Annotated in this window: 23 protein-coding genes; 10 read left to right on the top strand and 13 right to left on the bottom strand. The window is 64.1% G+C overall.

From position 1 onward, the window contains the following. Positions 1–62: 62 nt before the first annotated feature. The 4 genes from ACS5Q0_RS24510 to ACS5Q0_RS24495 all read right to left on the bottom strand — a co-directional run bounded on the left by ACS5Q0_RS24510 (position 63) and on the right by ACS5Q0_RS24495 (position 3,135). Positions 63–785: a metallophosphoesterase family protein gene (locus ACS5Q0_RS24510; RefSeq protein ID WP_473129269.1), complete on the bottom strand. Its 723-nt coding sequence runs from the start codon at positions 783–785 to the stop codon at positions 63–65. Then, positions 778–1,593, bottom strand: coding sequence for a nucleotidyltransferase family protein (locus ACS5Q0_RS24505; RefSeq protein ID WP_473129268.1), 816 nt, complete (start codon positions 1,591–1,593; stop codon positions 778–780). The genes ACS5Q0_RS24510 and ACS5Q0_RS24505 overlap by 8 nt, the downstream gene beginning before the upstream one ends. A gap of 80 nt (positions 1,594–1,673) precedes the next feature. Then, positions 1,674–2,048, bottom strand: coding sequence for a hypothetical protein (locus ACS5Q0_RS24500; RefSeq protein ID WP_473129267.1), 375 nt, complete (start codon positions 2,046–2,048; stop codon positions 1,674–1,676). Positions 2,049–2,325: 277 nt separating this feature from the next. Next, the gene (locus ACS5Q0_RS24495; protein WP_473129266.1) at positions 2,326–3,135 is read right to left on the bottom strand and encodes a BON domain-containing protein; all 810 of its coding nucleotides are present in this window, start codon (positions 3,133–3,135) and stop codon (positions 2,326–2,328) included. 207 nt (positions 3,136–3,342) lie between these two features. On the opposite strand from ACS5Q0_RS24495, the gene ACS5Q0_RS24490 reads away from it, so the two are divergent. From ACS5Q0_RS24490 to infA, 3 genes are all read left to right on the top strand, one after another. After that, the gene (locus tag ACS5Q0_RS24490) at positions 3,343–3,603 is read left to right on the top strand and encodes a hypothetical protein (RefSeq protein ID WP_473129265.1); all 261 of its coding nucleotides are present in this window, start codon (positions 3,343–3,345) and stop codon (positions 3,601–3,603) included. A gap of 194 nt (positions 3,604–3,797) precedes the next feature. Next, positions 3,798–4,007 carry a cold-shock protein gene (locus ACS5Q0_RS24485; RefSeq protein ID WP_047188264.1) on the top strand — a complete coding sequence of 70 codons (210 nt, stop codon included), beginning with the start codon at positions 3,798–3,800 and terminating at the stop codon, positions 4,005–4,007. Positions 4,008–4,099: 92 nt separating this feature from the next. Beyond that, complete coding sequence (infA, locus tag ACS5Q0_RS24480) at positions 4,100–4,381, top strand: translation initiation factor IF-1 (protein ID WP_473129264.1); 282 nt, start codon at positions 4,100–4,102, stop codon at positions 4,379–4,381. A gap of 118 nt (positions 4,382–4,499) precedes the next feature. On the opposite strand, the gene ACS5Q0_RS24475 is transcribed toward infA, so the two are convergent. After that, positions 4,500–5,048: a sigma-70 family RNA polymerase sigma factor gene (locus tag ACS5Q0_RS24475; RefSeq protein ID WP_473129263.1), complete on the bottom strand. Its 549-nt coding sequence runs from the start codon at positions 5,046–5,048 to the stop codon at positions 4,500–4,502. Next, positions 5,045–5,248, bottom strand: coding sequence for a NepR family anti-sigma factor (locus ACS5Q0_RS24470; protein WP_473129262.1), 204 nt, complete (start codon positions 5,246–5,248; stop codon positions 5,045–5,047). The genes ACS5Q0_RS24475 and ACS5Q0_RS24470 overlap by 4 nt, the downstream gene beginning before the upstream one ends. 307 nt (positions 5,249–5,555) lie before the next feature. On the opposite strand from ACS5Q0_RS24470, the gene ACS5Q0_RS24465 reads away from it, so the two are divergent. The 3 genes from ACS5Q0_RS24465 to ACS5Q0_RS24455 all read left to right on the top strand — a co-directional run bounded on the left by ACS5Q0_RS24465 (position 5,556) and on the right by ACS5Q0_RS24455 (position 7,162). After that, complete coding sequence (locus ACS5Q0_RS24465) at positions 5,556–5,714, top strand: DUF3309 family protein (RefSeq protein ID WP_473129261.1); 159 nt, start codon at positions 5,556–5,558, stop codon at positions 5,712–5,714. 301 nt (positions 5,715–6,015) lie between these two features. Then, the gene (locus tag ACS5Q0_RS24460; protein ID WP_473129260.1) at positions 6,016–6,255 is read left to right on the top strand and encodes a hypothetical protein; all 240 of its coding nucleotides are present in this window, start codon (positions 6,016–6,018) and stop codon (positions 6,253–6,255) included. A gap of 94 nt (positions 6,256–6,349) precedes the next feature. Next, on the top strand, positions 6,350–7,162 hold the full coding sequence (locus ACS5Q0_RS24455; RefSeq protein ID WP_473129259.1) for a nickel-binding protein: 813 nt from the start codon (positions 6,350–6,352) through the stop codon (positions 7,160–7,162). Between the two features lie 22 nt (positions 7,163–7,184). Here ACS5Q0_RS24455 and uvrB read toward each other — a convergent pair whose 3' ends face one another. The 4 genes from uvrB to ACS5Q0_RS24435 all read right to left on the bottom strand — a co-directional run bounded on the left by uvrB (position 7,185) and on the right by ACS5Q0_RS24435 (position 12,114). After that, positions 7,185–9,890, bottom strand: a complete 2,706-nt coding sequence (gene uvrB / locus ACS5Q0_RS24450) for an excinuclease ABC subunit UvrB (RefSeq protein ID WP_473129258.1) — start codon at positions 9,888–9,890, stop codon at positions 7,185–7,187. Positions 9,891–9,946: 56 nt separating this feature from the next. Next, a complete protein-coding gene (locus ACS5Q0_RS24445) occupies positions 9,947–11,002 on the bottom strand; it encodes a DUF808 domain-containing protein (RefSeq protein WP_473129257.1) in 1,056 nt (351 codons plus the stop codon). Between the two features lie 300 nt (positions 11,003–11,302). Beyond that, complete coding sequence (locus tag ACS5Q0_RS24440) at positions 11,303–11,524, bottom strand: hypothetical protein (RefSeq protein ID WP_473129256.1); 222 nt, start codon at positions 11,522–11,524, stop codon at positions 11,303–11,305. Between the two features lie 200 nt (positions 11,525–11,724). Further along, positions 11,725–12,114 carry a DUF3775 domain-containing protein gene (locus ACS5Q0_RS24435; RefSeq protein WP_473129255.1) on the bottom strand — a complete coding sequence of 130 codons (390 nt, stop codon included), beginning with the start codon at positions 12,112–12,114 and terminating at the stop codon, positions 11,725–11,727. A 192-nt stretch (positions 12,115–12,306) separates the two neighbouring features. Between ACS5Q0_RS24435 and ACS5Q0_RS24430 the strand changes: the two genes are divergently transcribed. Continuing rightward, complete coding sequence (locus ACS5Q0_RS24430) at positions 12,307–12,648, top strand: DMT family protein (protein WP_473129254.1); 342 nt, start codon at positions 12,307–12,309, stop codon at positions 12,646–12,648. Between the two features lie 19 nt (positions 12,649–12,667). Next, a complete protein-coding gene (locus ACS5Q0_RS24425) occupies positions 12,668–12,988 on the top strand; it encodes a YnfA family protein (RefSeq protein WP_473129253.1) in 321 nt (106 codons plus the stop codon). Between the two features lie 97 nt (positions 12,989–13,085). Here the strand turns inward: ACS5Q0_RS24425 and ACS5Q0_RS24420 are convergent, their stop codons facing one another. The 3 genes from ACS5Q0_RS24420 to ACS5Q0_RS24410 form a co-directional block, all read right to left on the bottom strand. After that, on the bottom strand, positions 13,086–14,225 hold the full coding sequence (locus ACS5Q0_RS24420) for a PQQ-dependent sugar dehydrogenase (RefSeq protein WP_473129252.1): 1,140 nt from the start codon (positions 14,223–14,225) through the stop codon (positions 13,086–13,088). A gap of 79 nt (positions 14,226–14,304) precedes the next feature. Then, positions 14,305–14,490 carry a hypothetical protein gene (locus tag ACS5Q0_RS24415; RefSeq protein ID WP_473129251.1) on the bottom strand — a complete coding sequence of 62 codons (186 nt, stop codon included), beginning with the start codon at positions 14,488–14,490 and terminating at the stop codon, positions 14,305–14,307. A 228-nt stretch (positions 14,491–14,718) separates the two neighbouring features. Beyond that, the gene (locus ACS5Q0_RS24410) at positions 14,719–15,699 is read right to left on the bottom strand and encodes a Bug family tripartite tricarboxylate transporter substrate binding protein (protein WP_473129250.1); all 981 of its coding nucleotides are present in this window, start codon (positions 15,697–15,699) and stop codon (positions 14,719–14,721) included. 120 nt (positions 15,700–15,819) lie between these two features. Here ACS5Q0_RS24410 and ACS5Q0_RS24405 point away from each other — a divergent pair, with 120 nt between their 5' ends. Both ACS5Q0_RS24405 and ACS5Q0_RS24400 read left to right on the top strand, forming a co-directional pair. Continuing rightward, entirely contained in the window at positions 15,820–17,022 is a 1,203-nt protein-coding gene (locus ACS5Q0_RS24405; protein ID WP_473129249.1) for a pyridoxal phosphate-dependent aminotransferase, read from the top strand. Beyond that, complete coding sequence (locus ACS5Q0_RS24400) at positions 17,022–17,324, top strand: hypothetical protein (protein ID WP_473129248.1); 303 nt, start codon at positions 17,022–17,024, stop codon at positions 17,322–17,324. The genes ACS5Q0_RS24405 and ACS5Q0_RS24400 overlap by 1 nt, the downstream gene beginning before the upstream one ends. The last annotated feature ends 127 nt before the right edge of the window (positions 17,325–17,451 follow it).

Raw genomic sequence — 17,451 nt, 5'->3', positions numbered from 1 at the left:
CGATGCTCCATTCTCGGATGAGCGCATCGTGGCCCGCTGGGTCCGCACGATGCGCTAAGGGTTCAGACCTCCAGGATGGCGTAGGGCTTTCCGCTCGGCTTTTCGATGTGCTTGGCGACGTTGTAGACCGGCTGTCCGCCCGGAGTGCGCCCTTCGAAGCGGCCGCGATGCGCATGGCCGTGCACGATGGCGTTGACCTTGAAGCGGTCGATGGTTTCCGCCAGGCGCGAGGAGCCGAGAAACGGGTAGATCTCCAGCGGCTCTCCTTCGATCGTCTCGGGCACCGGCGCGTAATGCAGGATCACCACGGATCGCTTCGCGCGCACCTGGCGCATGGCGTTCTCGAGCCGCAGGGTCTCGTTCATGGTCTCGCCGACGAATTGCTTGATGGCGGGCTCGCCGAAAGATCCCAGCATCCGACGCCCGAAGCCGCCGGCGAAGCCTTTGACGCCGACAAAGCCGACGCCGTCGATCTCCACCGATTGCCCGTCGAGAAGCTTCATGCCCGCCTCGCGCAGGATATGCGTCACTTCTTCCGCTGCGCCGCATTCGTAATCGTGATTGCCGAGTACGCCGACGACAGGGATCGAGCAGGCCTTGAGATCCTGTGCGAGGATCTCGGCCTCTTTCGGCTTGCCGAGATCCGTGAGATCGCCCGTCAGGACGAGAACGTCCGCTTCCCTGGAGATTTCACCGAACAGATCGCGATAGGAGCTGCCATTGTCCTCGCGCGTGTGAAGGTCGCCCATGGCCGCGACCTTCATGATCTTCTCAACATCACTCATTCCGCCATTCACCTTCGCCGCCGACATCGGCGAAGCCCCATTGCTTCACGTCAATCTCGTAATCGATCCGGGAAAACATCCGCCCGCGGCACACCTTCATCTGCGGCGGGGGAAGATCGAGCTGCTTGGACAGCCTGTCGAGCAACTCGTCCATGACCCAGCGCGGGACCTTGTCGCGCTCGGATGGGTAGATCCAACGGAAATTGAGCAGGTGCATGAGCAGCACCTCCCAGTGAACTTCCATATAGGCGAGCAGGCGATGCCAGTCGATCTGGTCGTGCGCCTTGAGGATGGTGTGCGCCACGTCCGCGCCGTCGTAACGGTGGCGGAGCTGGATGAAGCATTTCGACCAGATGAGCTCTGTCGGACCGACGATGCGCACCGGTTGGCCGAACACCTCGATTTGTCGTGCATGCTCGAACCAGGGATCGCCGATCGGCATCGTGCCGTTGGACGAGGCGAAGATCACATCGAAGAAGTACTTGCCCTTGAACACCTTGCCGAGCCAGCGATCATCCTCGATCTCGACGGAATAGCCCAAGGATTTGAAGTGCGACAGAACCCGGGTGTAGTCGCCGGCCTTGCAGAAGATATCGAGGTCCTTCGTGGGGCGCGTGATGCCGGTATGGGCTGCAAGCGCATAGGTACCAGCGAGCAGGAAGGGCAGGCCGAGCTGGTTCAGCTCCCGCAGGGCCTCGGCGTAGAAGGCCTCGGATTCCGGATGTTTCAGTGTCGGTTCCGCCTTCGCGTCCATGATGGGGACGCTGTAAGGAGGATTGAGAGTAAGATCTGGGTCGTGAGCTGCCATAGCCTTGTCCAAAGCGGAGCCGATGATGACCCGCGTTCGACAACCGTATGGCGGTAATGAAGTTCCGCAGCGCGCTCGGGTCAGTGGTCCCCGTGGGAGGTGCGCACGTCCCGTGGGCTGTTGAGGATTTCCAGCAGGCTCGTGGCGATATGCCGGGCCTCGTCGTCCTTAAGGCGCAGCAGGAACGGGGGCATCATGCCGGCCTGGAGCCCGACCACAGCCAGCCCATGCTCATCGGTGCCGACATCGATGGTGGACGAGGTGACTTCCACCAGTTCCTCCGGCACCTCCTCTCCGTCCTCGCTGCTTTCGCCGATGGCGATGAGGAGCTGGCTGAGGGCCTTGACCAAGGAACGGGCGGCATGAGGGTCCATGACCACGGCCGTCGATTGTTCGCCCTTCTGGAACGCGATCTGGATGTTGTCGCCTTCGAGCGTGACGGAGATACCTGCCATTGTCGTCCTCGTTCCTCCCGCCGCCTCGGGCGTCGGACTTAAGAAGCGGATCCCACTCCCGGGACCCATCCGATGTCTCTTTCCCCTGCATAGCGCATCGTCGGGCGCGGAAAAACCGGCCCCGTTTCCCGGATGCGTTAGGAGGTCGTGCGCGTTCGGGAAAAGGCAAGATCCTGGTACGACAGATGCGCTCCGGTCCCAAGGGGCGGGAGCGCATCCGCGTCGCGGCTCACGAGTTTTCCGGGGGAAAAGCCGGTTCCCCGGAAAACGGATGAGGTCAGGTGCGGTTCTTGCGGCTGCCGGTCTCGTCCGTGCCAGCCGTGCTCGGCTCGATCCGTCCGACCGTTCCGGCGCCTGCGGCCGCGGCCCCGGAGAGCATGCTGCCGCCCATGCCGGCATCCGCGTATTGCTGAACGCGCAGATTGTTCTGGACGTGGGTGACGCCCGAGACGGACTCGGCGATGTCCTCCGCATGCCGTTTCTCGAAGCGGCTGTTCACGGTGCCGCTCAAGGTGACCTCGCGGTTGGACACCGATACCTCGATCTCGGAGGCGTCCACATGCGGATCGTCCGTCAGGCGGTCGTTCACGTCGTCCAGGATGCGCTCGTCGGAGCGGGTGTAGCCCTTCGGGCCCCGGCCCCGATAATGCCCGGCCTGGCGCATGTCCCGGTCGCGGCGGCGCTCGGCGTCCTCGTCGCCGAACCAGGACCGGACTTCGTCCCCGGCCCGTTCGAGGAAGCCCCTGTCCTCGTTGTAATCGCGGGAGCCGCGACCGAACGAGGTCGAGCCGTAGCGGTCAAGATCCGGCTCATAGGCGCTGCCCGAGCGGGGAGGGCCCCAGTCGCGATCCCGGCTCCTGCCGGACCGGAAGAGCGACAAGGGGTTGTAGTCCCGGTCCTCGCCGACGACGTCGTGCCAGTCACGGGAGGAGCCGCCCGAGCCGTAGCCGGCGGAATCCCCGTAATCGCGCCTCGACGTCCTCTCGTAGCTGGTGCTCCGGCTACGGTCATAGCCTGAGCGTTCGTTGCCGAAGCCGTGGCGGGCGATATAGCCGTCGTCCTCGTCGCGATAGCGATCGTTGGCCATGGGAGGGCTCCTTTCTGTGTCTCTTATCGGTGCGTTTCCAGTTGCCTCGCGCCCTGCCGGGGTGGATCTGCCCGGAGCGCGGCCTTGCTCCAACAACGTGAGGCCGCAAAAGCCGTTCCTCGCGGGGCTTTTTCACAGGCTGGCCCGAACGGGTTCGCCGCAATTGCATTGACGGTCGTACGAGCCCTCCCGAGACAGAGATATCCCATGGCCGAACGACCCCGATTGAGCGACGATGCGCTGGCGGTCTTTGCCTTTGCCGCCTATCACCAGCTGTCCAGCGGGCAGATGGTCAGGAGCGTGGCCCGGCGCGACGGGGCCGGGCACAAGGCGAGCGATGCCGCCGTGTCCGAGCTGCGGGAGCGGGGTCTCGCCGAGGCCGACAGCGACGAGATTCGCTTTACGGACGCGGGAGAACAGGCCCTCCAGGCCTTTGTTTCAGGCCTTCGCGAGGGCCGGGATACCTAACAAGGCTTAACGGTCTTGCCTTGCAATTGCCCCATCCTTCCCCTACTTATTGTCGCATCGACATTTGGCCGGACGACTGGGCTACTTCGCTTTGGCACTGCCGGGCGCACGTTCCTTCTCTCTACCAATATCGACTAGCGGGCGATTTGGTCTCGGCCCTCGCCCACGTGCAAGCGACAGTGAAAGGATTTCCCATGGAACAGGGAACCGTGAAGTGGTACAATGAAACCAAGGGTTATGGTTTCATCCAGCCCGACAACGGCGGCAAGGACGTGTTCGTCCATGCGACGGCGCTCGAGCGCGCCGGCATGCGTGGTCTGCGCGAAGGTCAGAAGATCTCCTACGAGCTTCAGACGGATCAGCGCACTGGCCGCACCTCTGCAGTGAACCTGCAGAACGCGTAAGGTTTGATACTGGAGAGCGTGCCCGGCGCGCTCTCTTGTTTATCGGCCGTTCCGCCTCAGGAGCGGCTTTTTTGTTATGAGGAAGGCTTTGCATGGCAAAGGAAGAACTGATCACCTTCGAAGGACTTGTGACTGAAATTCTGCCGGACGCGCGCTATCGCGTGCAGTTGGACACCGGCCACGAGGTCGTTGCCTACACGGCCGGCAAGATGAAGAAGAACCGCATCAAGACGCTCGCGGGCGACCGCGTCACCGTCGAGATGTCGCCCTACGACCTCGGAAAGGGCCGGCTCATCTTCCGCCACAAGGACTCGGGTGCATCGTCCGGCCCGCGTCCGCCGCAGCGCGGCAACCAGCAGTTCCGGCGCCGGTAAGCCGATTGCGCGCTTCTCAAGCTGCGCAATTCAAGCCCGACACGTTGGATGAATGAAAAGCCCGGGAGCGGCTCGCCGCTTCGCCGGGCTTGTGGCGTTCGTGGGTAGGCTCGGCGCCTCAGGCCATGGCGTGCATCACCGAGAGGGTTACGCGGTCGGGGCCGATGTCCTCGTCCATGTCATCGAAATGCATCAGTTCCGCGAGGCGGTTGCGGGCGCGGTTGACGCGGCTCTTGATGGTGCCGACCGCGCAGCCGCAGATCTCCGCGGCCTGCTCGTAGGAGAAGCCAGAAGCCCCAACCAGCAGCAGGGCTTCGCGCTGGTCGTGCGGCAGGCGCGCCAGCGCCTTCTGCAAGTCCTCGAAATCGAGGTGGGGCATCTGGTCCGGCTGCACCGAGAGGGTGGCCGCATATTTGCCGTCCGCATCCTCCACCTCGCGCCGCCGCTTGCGGTATTCGGAGTGAAAGAGATTGCGCAGGATGGTGAAGAGCCACGCCTGCATGTTGGTGCCGGGCTGGAAACGATCGATATTGGCGATCGCCCGCATGAGGGTCTCCTGCACGAGATCGTCCGCACGGTCCACGTTGTTCGTCAGCGAAATGGCGAAGGCGCGAAGGTTCGGCGTCGCCTTGAGCATGGAGTCGCGAAGATCGATATCGATGCTCATGATTGCTGCTTCTCCGGCATCCGCTCGTCCAAGCGGTTGATGATCTCGATGAAGCGATCCGGAACCGGCTGCTCGCCGAGGGCCAGGGCTTCATAGAACTGCCGCAGGCGCTGGCCGAGCTGGGCCTGGACCGAGCGGCTGAGCGCCGGTGAGGACGACTTTCTGAGGCCCGGAACAGGCTCTGGATCGTGCTGAGACATTTGCTTTGAAAACTTTTTGTGCATCGGGTCGACCTGATCCGCTCGAGGGGGCGACCTCCCGCAGGGGTCGCACTGACGGCGGCACCCGATCGCCATGGGGGTAACGTCAAGCCAAGTTGATCGTTCCGCCAAGGCGGAGATTCCTGTGGAAGCGTTGGAGAGTGCTGCGTCGCTGTTTCCTGGGAACTAAATCCGAACGGCCAAGTTTTCCTGCAACAGCTCAGTTTCGGCTGAGGGTTGCGGGCTCACGGGCCATCCTTGCAGCAGGAGCAGCCCTTCGGACGAGACCTTTCAAGGAGGCACCATCATGGGCGTAAGCACCATCCTGCTCATCATCGTCATTCTTCTGCTGATCGGCGCCGTGCCGGCTTGGCCCTACAGCCGCGGCTGGGGTTACGGGCCGAGCGGTCTGCTCGGCGTAATCCTTCTGATCCTCATCGTTCTGCTGTTGATGGGACGCCTGTAACCGGGCGGACAGGGATTGCGAAGGCGGCCTCCGGGTCGCCTTTCCGCCGTTCAACCAGAACGGCCAAGCTTGTGCGCGGCCGCACATCTGTGCTGCCCGCAGAGCGCTAGCGTCTGTCCTGTCGACACCGTCGGGAAAATTTCAAACCCCGCAGGCCATTCTCAGGCAGAACTCCTGTGAAAGCCTGCTTTCCCGAAGGACCGACCCTCTTTCTGAAGGCTGTCACGCCGGGAAAGACCCCGTCATCTCGTATCCCCTACGAGATGACGGGTGAGGTCGGGATGAAAGGATCGCCACAGGGATGCGCAAGGCCGGGCGCACACCAGGTTACATCTTCAGCGCCTGGGGTGGGATCGCGTTCGCCTCCGGCATCGCCGCGATGGTCGGCTGCTGTAACGGCAGTGGCCGCAGGCGCGATCCTCTCCATGGTCATCGACACATGATCCCCGAGGCCTTCGAGACCACGCACGATGATGTGGGCCTCATTTCGGTGGCAGGCTTCCTGATGGCCTTCATGCTGTCGCGGGTGGCCGGCGCGTAGCGTTGAGCCGCACCGGCACAGGAGGCGCTTGCCCTTTGCTCATTCCGGCGCGCCGCAGAAGGGTGTAGATTGCCTGCGGGGGCCGGAGGACGCGATGGCCATATTCCTGGACCGGCACGACATGAAAGGCCTGACGGCGGGAGACATCGCCGAGGCCCATCGGAAGGATCTGGAGGTGCAGGGGTCCTTTGGCGTGCGCTTCCTGACCTATTGGTTCGACGAGACGCGGGGCACGGCGTTCTGCCTCATTGATGCGCCCGACATCGACACCGCAATGCGGGTCCATGACGAGGCCCATGGCCACATTGCCAGGGACGTCATCGAAGTGGACCTGTCCGCCGTCGAAGCCTTTCTCGGCCGTATCGCGGATCCTGCTCCGTCAGAAGCCGCCAGCGGTGCTCCGGTCGGTCCGGCCATGCGCACCATCATGTTCACCGACATCGTCGATTCCACCGGAATGACCGCGCGCCTGGGGGATGTCCGGGCCGTCGAGATGGTTCGCGCCCATGACGCGCTCGTGCGCCGCGCGCTGCGCCACACGGGCGGGCGCGAGGTCAAGCATACGGGCGACGGCATCATGGCGGCCTTCGACGATGCCCTGGCCGGCGTGCAATGCGCCCGCGCCATTCAGCAGGCTTTCGACGCCTTCAATCTCGCAAGCCGCGAGAAGCTGCGGGTGCGGATCGGACTGGACGCGGGCGAGCCTGTCGCCGACCACAACGACCTGTTCGGGGCAACCGTCCAGATGGCGGCGCGCCTGTGCCAATGCGCAGAGCCCGACACCATCATCGTCTCGGAGGCGGTGTCGGGGCTCCTGTCCAATCGCGCCCAAGTCGTCGATCTCGGGCCAAGAGCCCTGAAGGGCTTCGTGCAGCCGGTGCCGGTCTTCGAGGTGGGGTGGCGCTGACGGAGGATGGCAAAGAGGCGGCTTACCGCCCCTTGCGTCCCTTGTATTTCGGCTTCTGCCCCGCGAAGCCCTGTGTGGAGCGGCCCGTCGGGCGCTCGCGGAAGTTCAGCGGGATTTCGCGATCCGTGCCGGGGCCCATCTCGTCGAGGCCGGGCTTGCGGATCCGGGTGCCCTCGTCCGATCGGCCCTTGCCGAGCGGGCCGTAGGATGCTGAATCCTCGTCGCCTCCGCTCGCGCCATCTGCTGATGGCGGCAGGCCCTTCGGCGGCAGGTTGGCGCTGCGGCCGTACTTGCGCGAGCCGCCGTATTTGCCGGCGTCCTTCTCCACATCGGATTGCCGCGCCATCGGATCGTCGCTGATCGCAAGCTCGGTCGCCTGCAGGCGCTTCAGCTCGTCGCGCAGCCGCGCGGCTTCCTCGAATTCGAGGTTCGCGGCGGCTTCGCGCATGCGCTTTTCCATATCCGCGATGACGGCCTTGAGGTTGTGGCCCACCGTCTTGTCGGCAAGCCCCGTATCGACGGAGACGTGATCGCGCTCGTAGACGCTCTCCAGAATATCCGCGATGTTCTTCTTCACCGATTGCGGCGTGATGCCGTGCTCGACATTGTAGGCGAGCTGCTTCTCGCGGCGTCGGTTGGTTTCGGCGATCGCGCGCTCCATCGAGCCCGTGATCTGGTCCGCGTAGAGGATCGCCTTGCCTTCCACGTTACGCGCCGCGCGGCCGATCGTCTGCACGAGCGAGGTCTCTGACCGCAGGAAGCCTTCCTTGTCCGCATCGAGAATGGCGACGAGCGCGCATTCGGGAATGTCGAGGCCCTCGCGCAGCAGGTTGATGCCGATGAGCACGTCGAATGCGCCGAGGCGCAGGTCGCGGATGATCTCGATGCGCTCCAGCGTGTCGATGTCGGAATGCATGTAGCGCACGCGCACGCCGTTCTCGTGGAGATATTCCGTGAGATCCTCCGCCATGCGCTTGGTGAGCGTGGTGACGAGCGTGCGAAAGCCCTTCGCGGACAGCTCCTTCACCTCGTGCAGTAGATCGTCGACCTGGCTGCGCGCGGGACGGATCTCCACCACCGGGTCGACGAGGCCCGTCGGGCGGATGACCTGCTCCACGAACACGCCGCCGGTCTGCTCCATCTCCCATTTGCCGGGCGTTGCCGACACATGGACCGATTGCGGGCGCATGGCGTCCCATTCCTCGAAGCGCAGGGGGCGGTTGTCGAGGCAGGAGGGGAGGCGGAAGCCGTATTCCGCGAGCGTCGCCTTGCGACGGAAGTCGCCGCGATACATGCCGCCGATCTGCGGCACGGTCACGTGGCTCTCGTCCGTGAACACGAGGGCGTTGTCGGGGAGATACTCGAATAGCGTCGGCGGCGGCTCGCCGGGCTTGCGGCCCGTGAGATAGCGCGAATAGTTCTCGATGCCGTTGCAGACGCCGGTGGCCTCGATCATCTCGAGGTCGAACTGCGTGCGCTGTTCCAGACGCTGCGCTTCGAGCAGGCGGCCCATGCGGGCGAGTTCCTGCAGGCGGTGCTGCAGTTCGTCCTGGATGCCCTTCACGGCCTGCTGCAACGTGGGGCGCGGCGTCACGTAGTGCGAGTTCGCATAGACCTTCACGAAGGAGAGGTCGTTGGTCTTCTTGCCGGTGAGCGGATCGAACTCGACGATGCTCTCGATCTCGTCGCCGAACAGGCCGATGCGCCAGGCGCGGTCCTCCAAGTGGGCCGGGAAGAGTTCGATCACGTCGCCGCGCACGCGGAACGTTCCGCGGGCGAAGTCGCTCTGGATGCGCTTGTACTGCAGCGCCACGAGATCCGCGATGAGCTGCCGCTGCTCGATGCGTTCGCCCACCTTCACGGAGAAGGTCATGGCCGTATAGGTTTCCACCGAGCCGATACCGTAGATGCACGAGACGGAGGCGACGATGATCACGTCGTCCCGTTCGAGCAGCGCGCGCGTCGCCGAGTGACGCATGCGGTCGATCTGCTCGTTGATGGACGATTCCTTCTCGATGAAGGTGTCCGAGCGCGGCACATAGGCCTCGGGCTGGTAGTAGTCGTAATAGGAGACGAAGTATTCCACCGCGTTGTCGGGGAAGAACGACTTGAACTCGCCGTAGAGCTGCGCGGCCAGCGTCTTGTTCGGCGCGAGGATGAGGGCAGGGCGCTGCGTCTCCTCGATCACCTTGGCCATGGTGAAGGTCTTGCCCGAACCGGTGACGCCGAGCAGCACCTGATCGCGCTCGCTGCGGCGAACTCCGTCGACGAGCTCGCGGATTGCCTGCGGCTGGTCGCCGGACGGCGTGAAATCGGATTTGATCTTGAACGGGATGCCGCCTTCGGACTTCTCGGGGCGTGGCGGGCGGTGCGGCACCCAGGGCCTGCCGTTCTTGAAGCGCGGATCGCCTTCCGTCAGCAGCTTGGTGAGGGCGTCGACCGTGGCCGACACGCCGGACCCGGGGGCGAGGTCGCCCAGCTCGTTCGCCACGTCGGGCCCGTCGTCGGGGCCCTTGAGGCCCAGCTTCTTGGCGAGCGCCGGGTCCACATCCGCAACGTCGCCATGGATGAACGTTTCCTGCGCGCGCTCGGCGAAACCCTCGGCCGCCTCCCGCTCCCGGTTGACGGCGGGATTGAGAAGATCGGCCAGATAGGGATCCAGCGGCTTCAGCTCGGGTTTGGATGCCTTCCCGGTGGAAAGCTTGGGTTTCTTGGGTGATTTGGCCATAGAACGAATATGGTACAAAAGAGCCTGGATGGGAAGGTGTCCACGTCTGCGCGGGGTCAGGCGGTGTGTTTCTCCGCCTTCCCACCGGCGCCGCGTACGGCCTTCGCCAGGGGCACGACCACATAGTGGAGCAGGGGGATCAGGACGGCTCCCAGAGCAAGGCCGAAGAGGCCGGATGCCGCAGCGGTGACAAGCCATTCCACGAAGCCGCTGAAGACCGGCGCGGCATGGCCCGCGGCGGCGGCGACGTCGTGGATTGCATGGCCGATCCAGGTAAAGCCGTAGCCTTCGAGCCCATGGATGATGATGCCGCCGCCGACCCAGACCATGGCGGCGGTCCCCACGATGCCGAGGATGCGCAGCATATGCGGCATGGCGCGAACGAGGCCTCGCCCGAAACCGCGCGTGAGCGGGGCCAGGGCTCTGTCGGCCCCGTTCGGCGTGCTCCGCGCATCGCGCCCTATGAGACTGGAGATCGGACGGGCGTTTCTCGCCAGCGCCACGCCCGCATCGTCTGCCTTCACGATCAGCGCGACGCCGCCATAGACCAGCGCGGTGATGCCGACGCCGACTACGGCAAGCACCAGCGCCTGCGTCCAGGAAGATGCTTCCGATACCGTCCCGAGCGTGATCGCCATGATCTCGGCCGAGAGGATGAAGTCGGTCTTGATGGCGCTGCTGACCTTCTCGTCCTCGACATTCTTCGCGCTTTGAACCGCCTCGCCGACCGCAGCCTCGTGCTGATGAGCGCCATGCGGAAAAAGCGCTTCGAACACCTTTTCCGAGCCCTCGTAGCAGAGATAGGCGCCCCCGATCATGAGCAGCGGCGTGATCGCCCAGGGCGCCGCGAAGCTGAGGAGCAATGCGGCCGGCAGCAGATAGATGAGCTTGTTCTTGAGCGAGCCCAGCGCGATCTTGCCGACGATCGGAAGCTCGCGCGAGGCCGCGAATCCCACGACGTAACGCGGCGTGACGGCGGCGTCATCGATCACGACGCCGGCGGCCTTCGCCCCCGCCTTGGCCGCTTGCGCTCCCACGTCGTCGAGCGACGCGGCGGCCACTTTGGCCAAGCCGGCAATATCGTCCAGCAGGGCGATCAGGCCAATGCTCATGTGGGCTCCTGACAAATCACGATGAGGATAGGTCGAACGGCGGAGGGCGCCAAGGCGCTCCGCTCATGTCGATAACGCCTGAATCGAGGATTGTTGCATAGAGCATCGGCCCCAAAAGCAGAGCCCGCTTTATGGATGTGATCGGATCCTCAATTCATGACGCGGCACATTGTTCACACGGCGCCAAAGGGCCGCACGAGGCGCTCACGAAGACGAGAGCAGGCTTCCACCGCTATACCCTGATGCATCAATGTGCGGCGGCGGTCCTCGCGGGAGAATGTTGTCGGAGATATCGAGGTCTCAAGCCGAGAAAACGGTCGGGCCTTTCAGATAGGCTTCGACGCGATCAGGCACGGTCTTGGCGTCGGCGGGTTCTTCGGGCCGGGGCGCGAGAGGAGGTGTGCTGCGAGCCTCGGGATCCGGCGCGACATGCGTGGCGCTGTCGGCCACTTCGTGGACATCCCGCAGTGTCTTGTTCTGCAGGTCCACTCCGGACATTTCTTCCGGATTGCGCGGAGACATGGCGTCCTCCTTCGGCAGGCTGCGAGAGGGTTCCCCCAATCCGTGTCGCAAATAGGGCATCGTCGCCGTGCGGCGAATGCTTCAATCCCGGTTCGCGCGGATTGGGACAATGCCGCGCTACAGCCGCCACTCGAACAGCCTGCAGCATTGCGCTGCGGATGTCATTCACATGGGATAGGGCAATGGCTTGCGCCGCATACTTACGTGCAGCTGCGGCCCATGGCGCTGAGGCCCTCGTCCAGGAGGTCGGCCAGGTTCGGGATGCCGATGAGCCAATCCGCTGTCGAGAGCGAACTCGCTTCCTCGCGCTCGCGGGCAAGGCGCACCGCATCGGCCCATTCTTCCGGCTCCATGTCGCCTCGACCGATATAGACGAGGGCGATCAGATCCGCGCGCTCGTCGTCGTTGAGGCCGGCGATCACGTCGCGAAGCTCGGCTTCCGTGGCATCGTCCGGCGAGGCGGTGAGGGCGTCGACGGAGCCGTCGTCGATGGGGTTCGACCCGGAGGCGGGATCCGTCGGTCCCTCCTTCACGTCAATGGCCCTGGCCCGGAGAATGAGTTCGCAGACCTTGTCGAGCGCGATATCCATCGAGATCCTCTTGAAGCGACTTTCCTGAATTCGTTGACAGGAAAACCCTTGAGACGGCTTTCGGTTCGCGTGCCGTCAAGCTTTCCAACGCCGGGCTGCTGCGGCGGAGGCGGACAATCGAGCCGCTTGACACCATCCATGAGAGGAATAGGGCAGAGGCCCACTCCTGCCATCACCCAACATCGTGCCCTCATGAATCCTCAGATCGCACCCATTTTCATGCTGATCGCCTCGAATGTCTTCATGACCTTCGCCTGGTACGGTCACCTGAAATTCAAAGCGTCGCCACTCTGGATCGCGGTTCTTGCCTCCTGGGGCATCGCCTTCGTCGAATACTGGTTCGCGGTTCCCGCCAACCGCATCGGCTCGGCGGTCTACTCGGCGGCCGAACTAAAGACGATGCAGGAGGTCATCACGCTGATCGTCTTCGCGGGCTTCTCCGTGCTCTACCTGAAGGAGCCCCTGGGCTGGAACCACCTCATCGGCTTCGTGCTGATCGCCTCGGGCGCAGCCTTTATCTTCCAGGGGCGCTGATGGCCGGAGCCTCCCGACCATGACGGTGCTCGTCTATGCGGCGGCGGCTCTGGCCGAGATCGCGGGATGCTTCGCCTTCTGGGCGTGGCTGCGCTTGGCCAAATCGCCGCTGTGGCTGCTGCCGGGCTTCGGAGCCCTGGCGCTTTTCGCCTATCTGCTCACCCTTGCCCCGAGCGATGCCGCCGGGCGGGCCTATGCAGCCTATGGCGGCGTCTACATCACTGCGTCGATCCTGTGGCTCTGGATCGTCGAGGGCGCACGGCCCGACCGGTGGGACATGGCGGGCGGCGCGATCTGCCTGGCGGGCGCGGCCCTCATCCTGCTGGGACCGCGGGGTTAGAGCGTTCTTCGGCGAAGTGGACCTGGTTCGCCGCAAAAAATGCGTTGCACCAAAGAGAAGAGCTGATTCCATGGAAGGGGAAACAGCTCTAGAGGGCTCACGTCGCGGGCTTCATGCGCAGGATGCGCCCCTGCGGTGAATCCGTGAGGAGATAGATCAAGCCGTCGGGGCCCTGGCGCACGTCGCGGATCCGTTCGCCCAGTCCCTGCAGCATGCGCTCCTCGCCGGTCACCCGATCGCCGTCGATGTCCAGGCGCGAGACGAGCTTGCCCGCAAGGGCGCCCACGAGAATGCTGCCGCGCCAGGCCGGAAACCTGTCGCCGGTGTAGAAGGTCATGCCGGACGGGGCGATGGACGGGTCCCAGTAATAGACCGGCTGCTCCATTCCCGGCTTTTTGGTGCCTTCGCCGATTTTCCGGCCGGAATAATGCACGCCGTACGAAATGACGGGCCAGCCATAGTTCCTGCCCTTGCGGGGAATGTTGACCTCATCGCCACCGCGCGCGCCGTGCTCGGCGGTCCAGAGCTCGCCTGTTTCCGGATGAAGGGCGGCCGCCTGGACGTTGCGGTGGCCGTAGGACCAGATCTCCGGGCGCGCGTCCTCGCGGTTGAGGAAGGGATTGTCGGCCGCCGGGCCGCCGGTGGGCTTGATGCGGACGATCTTGCCGAGATGATCGCCGAGGTTCTGGGCCCGGTCGCGCAGGTCGTTCCGTTCGCCGAGGGTCACGAAGAGATTGCCGCCCCGGTCGAAGACCAGACGCGAGCCGAAATGCTGAGTGCCCCTATAGGACGGCTCCTGCCGGAAAATGACCTGGACGTCCTCCAGGGCAGTCTCATCCTGACTGAGGCGCCCACGCGCCACGCTCGTGCCGTTCTGGCCGTCGCCCCGGTCCTCGGCGAAGCTCAGGTAGATCGTCCGGTTCTGGGAGAAGTTCGGATCGAGGGCCACGTCCAGCAGCCCTCCCTGGCCTTGCGCCGAGATGGCGGGAAGCCCTCTGATCGGCTCGGAGAGCGCTCCGTCGGCATTGACGATGCGCAATTGTCCGGGCTTCTCGGTGACCAGCATGCGCTGATCGGGGAGGAAGGCGAGGCTCCAGGGATTTTGAAGATTGCGGGCGAAGGTTTCGACGATCACCTCGATCTTGTCCGTCCGGAGGCGCTGCGTGTCCTGGGCCAGAGCGGCCGGGGCCGTGGCGAGGAGCATGGCGCAGGCAAGGGCGAGGCGAAGTTTAGGCATGGAGGCTCTCCGTCGATCCTAGGCCGAAGAGCTAACCTCCTGGCGCGGGGCGTCAACCTCGCCCCCGTTCATGCGTGGGTTACTTGAATGAATAGAGGTGGACAGCGCTCTTGCTCTGGCCGGACACCGTCTGCGTGGTCGCCAGAACCGAAACGGTCGCGAGCCCCATCAGCATGATCAGCGCCAGCGAGCAGCGGGTTTGCTGGCGCAGGTCCATCCGATGAGCCCGGGAGGCGACGTGATTTCTGGGTCGGTATGTCTTCATTGCCTTTTTCCCATGAAGGCCGCTGTGGCTTTGGAGAAAAAACCCTTTCACTACAGGAAGGTTCCCGGTTGTTTTGGAGTCTTGCTTTGACACAACTTGCTAAGTGCAGAAATTAACTATTCATTAACCAATATTAACGTGCCGAGACAGGGGGTGCGCAAGCTCTGCATATGTAAAAACGGCCGAGGAAATCCCCGGCCGTCTTGTGAAAACCGCTCTCGCTAAAGGCTATTCGGCATTGATGTGGGCTGCCTTGATGATCTCGGCCCAGGTCTGGATTTCCTTGTCCAGGTAAGGTTTGAAAGCCTCCGGATCGCGCACGTTCAAGGTAAAGCCAAGCTTCGTGATGCGCTCCTTTACGTCAGGCTTGTTGAGGATCGCGATGATCGTTCCCGAGAGCTTGTCGAGGATCGGCTTAGGCGTGTTCACGGGCGCGAAGAAGGCGGCCCAGGATTCCGCGTCGGCATTGGTGATGCCCTGTTCGCGCAGGGTGGGCACGTCGGGGGCGAGAGGATTGCGCTGCGGGCTCGCAAGGCCGATGGCGCGCATCTGGCCCGCCTGGAACTGCGACAGCACGCTCGGAAGGGTCGAGTTCGACACGTCGATGCGCCCGGCCATGAGCTCGGTCACCAGGGGCGCCGCGCCGCGGAAGGGGACGTGCGTCATCTTGATGCCCGTGCGGGTCATGAAGAGCTCGGTCGCCAGATGCGAGCCGGAGCCCACGCCCGTGGAGCCGTAATTGAGCTTGCCCGGATCCTTCTTGGCGAGCTCGACCAGCTCCGGAATCGACTTCACGGGCAGGTCGTTCTTCACCACGAACACGTGCTCGAAGGCGCCTGCGCCCGCGAGGGGGGCGAAGTCCTTCACCGCATCGTAGCCGGGCTCTTTCAGCAGGAACATGTTGTTCCCGTGGGTCTGGTTGTTGCCGAACACGATGGTGTAGCCATCCGGCTCCGCCCGGGCGGCGGCGCGGGTGCCGATGGCGCCGGAGGCGCCCGCCAAGTTCTCGACGATCACGTTCTGCCCGAGGTCCTTGCCCATTTCCTCAGCCACGATGCGGGCGATCACGTCCGTCGGGCCGCCAGCCGGATAGGGCACGATCATCTTGATCACACGGCTGGGATAAGACTCGGCGAGGGCAGCTTGAGAAAGCAGGGTGGCTCCTGCGAGAAGGCCGAAAGCCATGCGGCGGGTAAGGGAAAGCGTCATGAAAGGGCGGCTCCTGAAAATCCCGGAATCCGGGGCTGTTTTACTTGCTTGGACAGCTTGGGCGGATTAGGGTCCGCCCCCGTCACGTTCTCTTCCTAACGCCCCGACCGGAGGTTTCCCATGGGCTTTTTGTCTGACGCCCTCTCGCGCATCAAGCCGTCTGCCACGATCGTCATCACGCAGAAAGCGCGAGACCTCAAAGCCCAGGGTCGGGACGTGATCAGCCTTTCCGTCGGGGAGCCGGATTTCGACACGCCCGACAACATCAAGGAAGCGGCCATCGCGGCCATCCGCCGCGGCGAGACCAAGTACACGCCCGTTCCCGGCATCGTGCCGCTGCGCGAGGCCATCGCCCGCAAGTTCAAGCGCGAGAACGGCCTCGACTACAAGCCCTCGCAGACCATCGTCTCCACGGGCGGCAAGCACGTGATCTACAACGCGCTCCTCGCCACCCTGAACCCGGGCGACGAGGTCATCATTCCGGCCCCGTACTGGGTTTCGTATCCCGAGATGGTGGTGCTCTGCGGCGGCAAGCCCGTCTTCGTGGATTGCACGATGGAGCACAACTTCAAGCTCCAGCCCGGTGATCTCGAGCGCGCCATCACGCCGCAGACCAAGTGGATCATCCTCAACTCGCCGTCGAACCCGACCGGTGCGGCCTATTCCCGCGCGGAGATGAAGGCGATCACCGACGTGCTGATGCGTCATCCGCACGTTTGGGTGCTCACCGACGACATGTACGAGCACCTGACCTACGGCGATTTCGAATTCGTGACGCCGGCCCAGGTCGAGCCGGGCCTTTATGACCGCACGCTCACCATGAACGGCGTGTCCAAGGCCTATGCCATGACCGGCTGGCGCATCGGCTACGCCGCGGGCCCCGAGCATCTCATCAAGGCCATGGACTTCGTGCAGGGCCAGCAGACCTCCGGCACCAGCGCCATCTCGCAATGGGCCGCCGTCGAGGCCCTCGACGGACCGCAGGATCACCTGAAGGTCTTCAAGAAGGCCTTCGAGGAGCGCCGCGATCTGGTGGTCTCCATGCTGAACCAGGCGAAGTTCCTGAAGTGCCCGATGCCGGAAGGGGCGTTCTACGTCTATCCGTCCTGCGCCGAGGCCATCGGCAAGACCGCGCCGTCGGGCAAGGTGATCGAGACGGACGAGGACTTCGTCTCCGAGCTGCTGGAAGCCGAAGGCGTGGCGGCCGTTCACGGCTCCTCCTTCGGCCTCGGCCCGAACTTCCGCATTTCCTACGCCACGTCGAACGCGGCGCTGGAGGATGCCTGCAACCGCATCCAGCGGTTCTGCGGTTCGCTGCGCTGATGGATCTGCCTCGGACCTTCCATCCGGATCCCGAGGCGGAGCCCTACCGGGCCGATCCTGTCTCCGCATATCGCGTGAAGTTCGACGCCCGCGTCGACTTCACCAACGGGGGCTATGTCGAAGCACGGGATTTTCTCCTCGACATCGAGGGAAACGATATCGCGCCTGAGCGCTTGGCCGAGATGATCGTCTCGGCCATGAATCTCCTCCGGGCCGGGCCGGTGACCATCTACGCCATGCGGGTGGTTCGCCGAGGCGAGCACCAGGACGCCGAAGCGGCGGTGGCTCCTCCAGGGCCTTGAACCTACTAGTCCTTTGCCACAGGGGAGCTGCGGGATGGTTCGAGGGGGTGTAAACTGAGCGGATCTGAGGGAGGGCTCTCCCATGCTCAAGCGCTATCTTGTCGATCTCACCCGCCGCGAGCGCACT

It is taken from the genome of Microvirga sp. HS2, from assembly GCF_055792805.1.
Note: the sequence above shows the minus strand (reverse complement) of the source record. Positions and strands in the feature narration are given on the sequence as shown.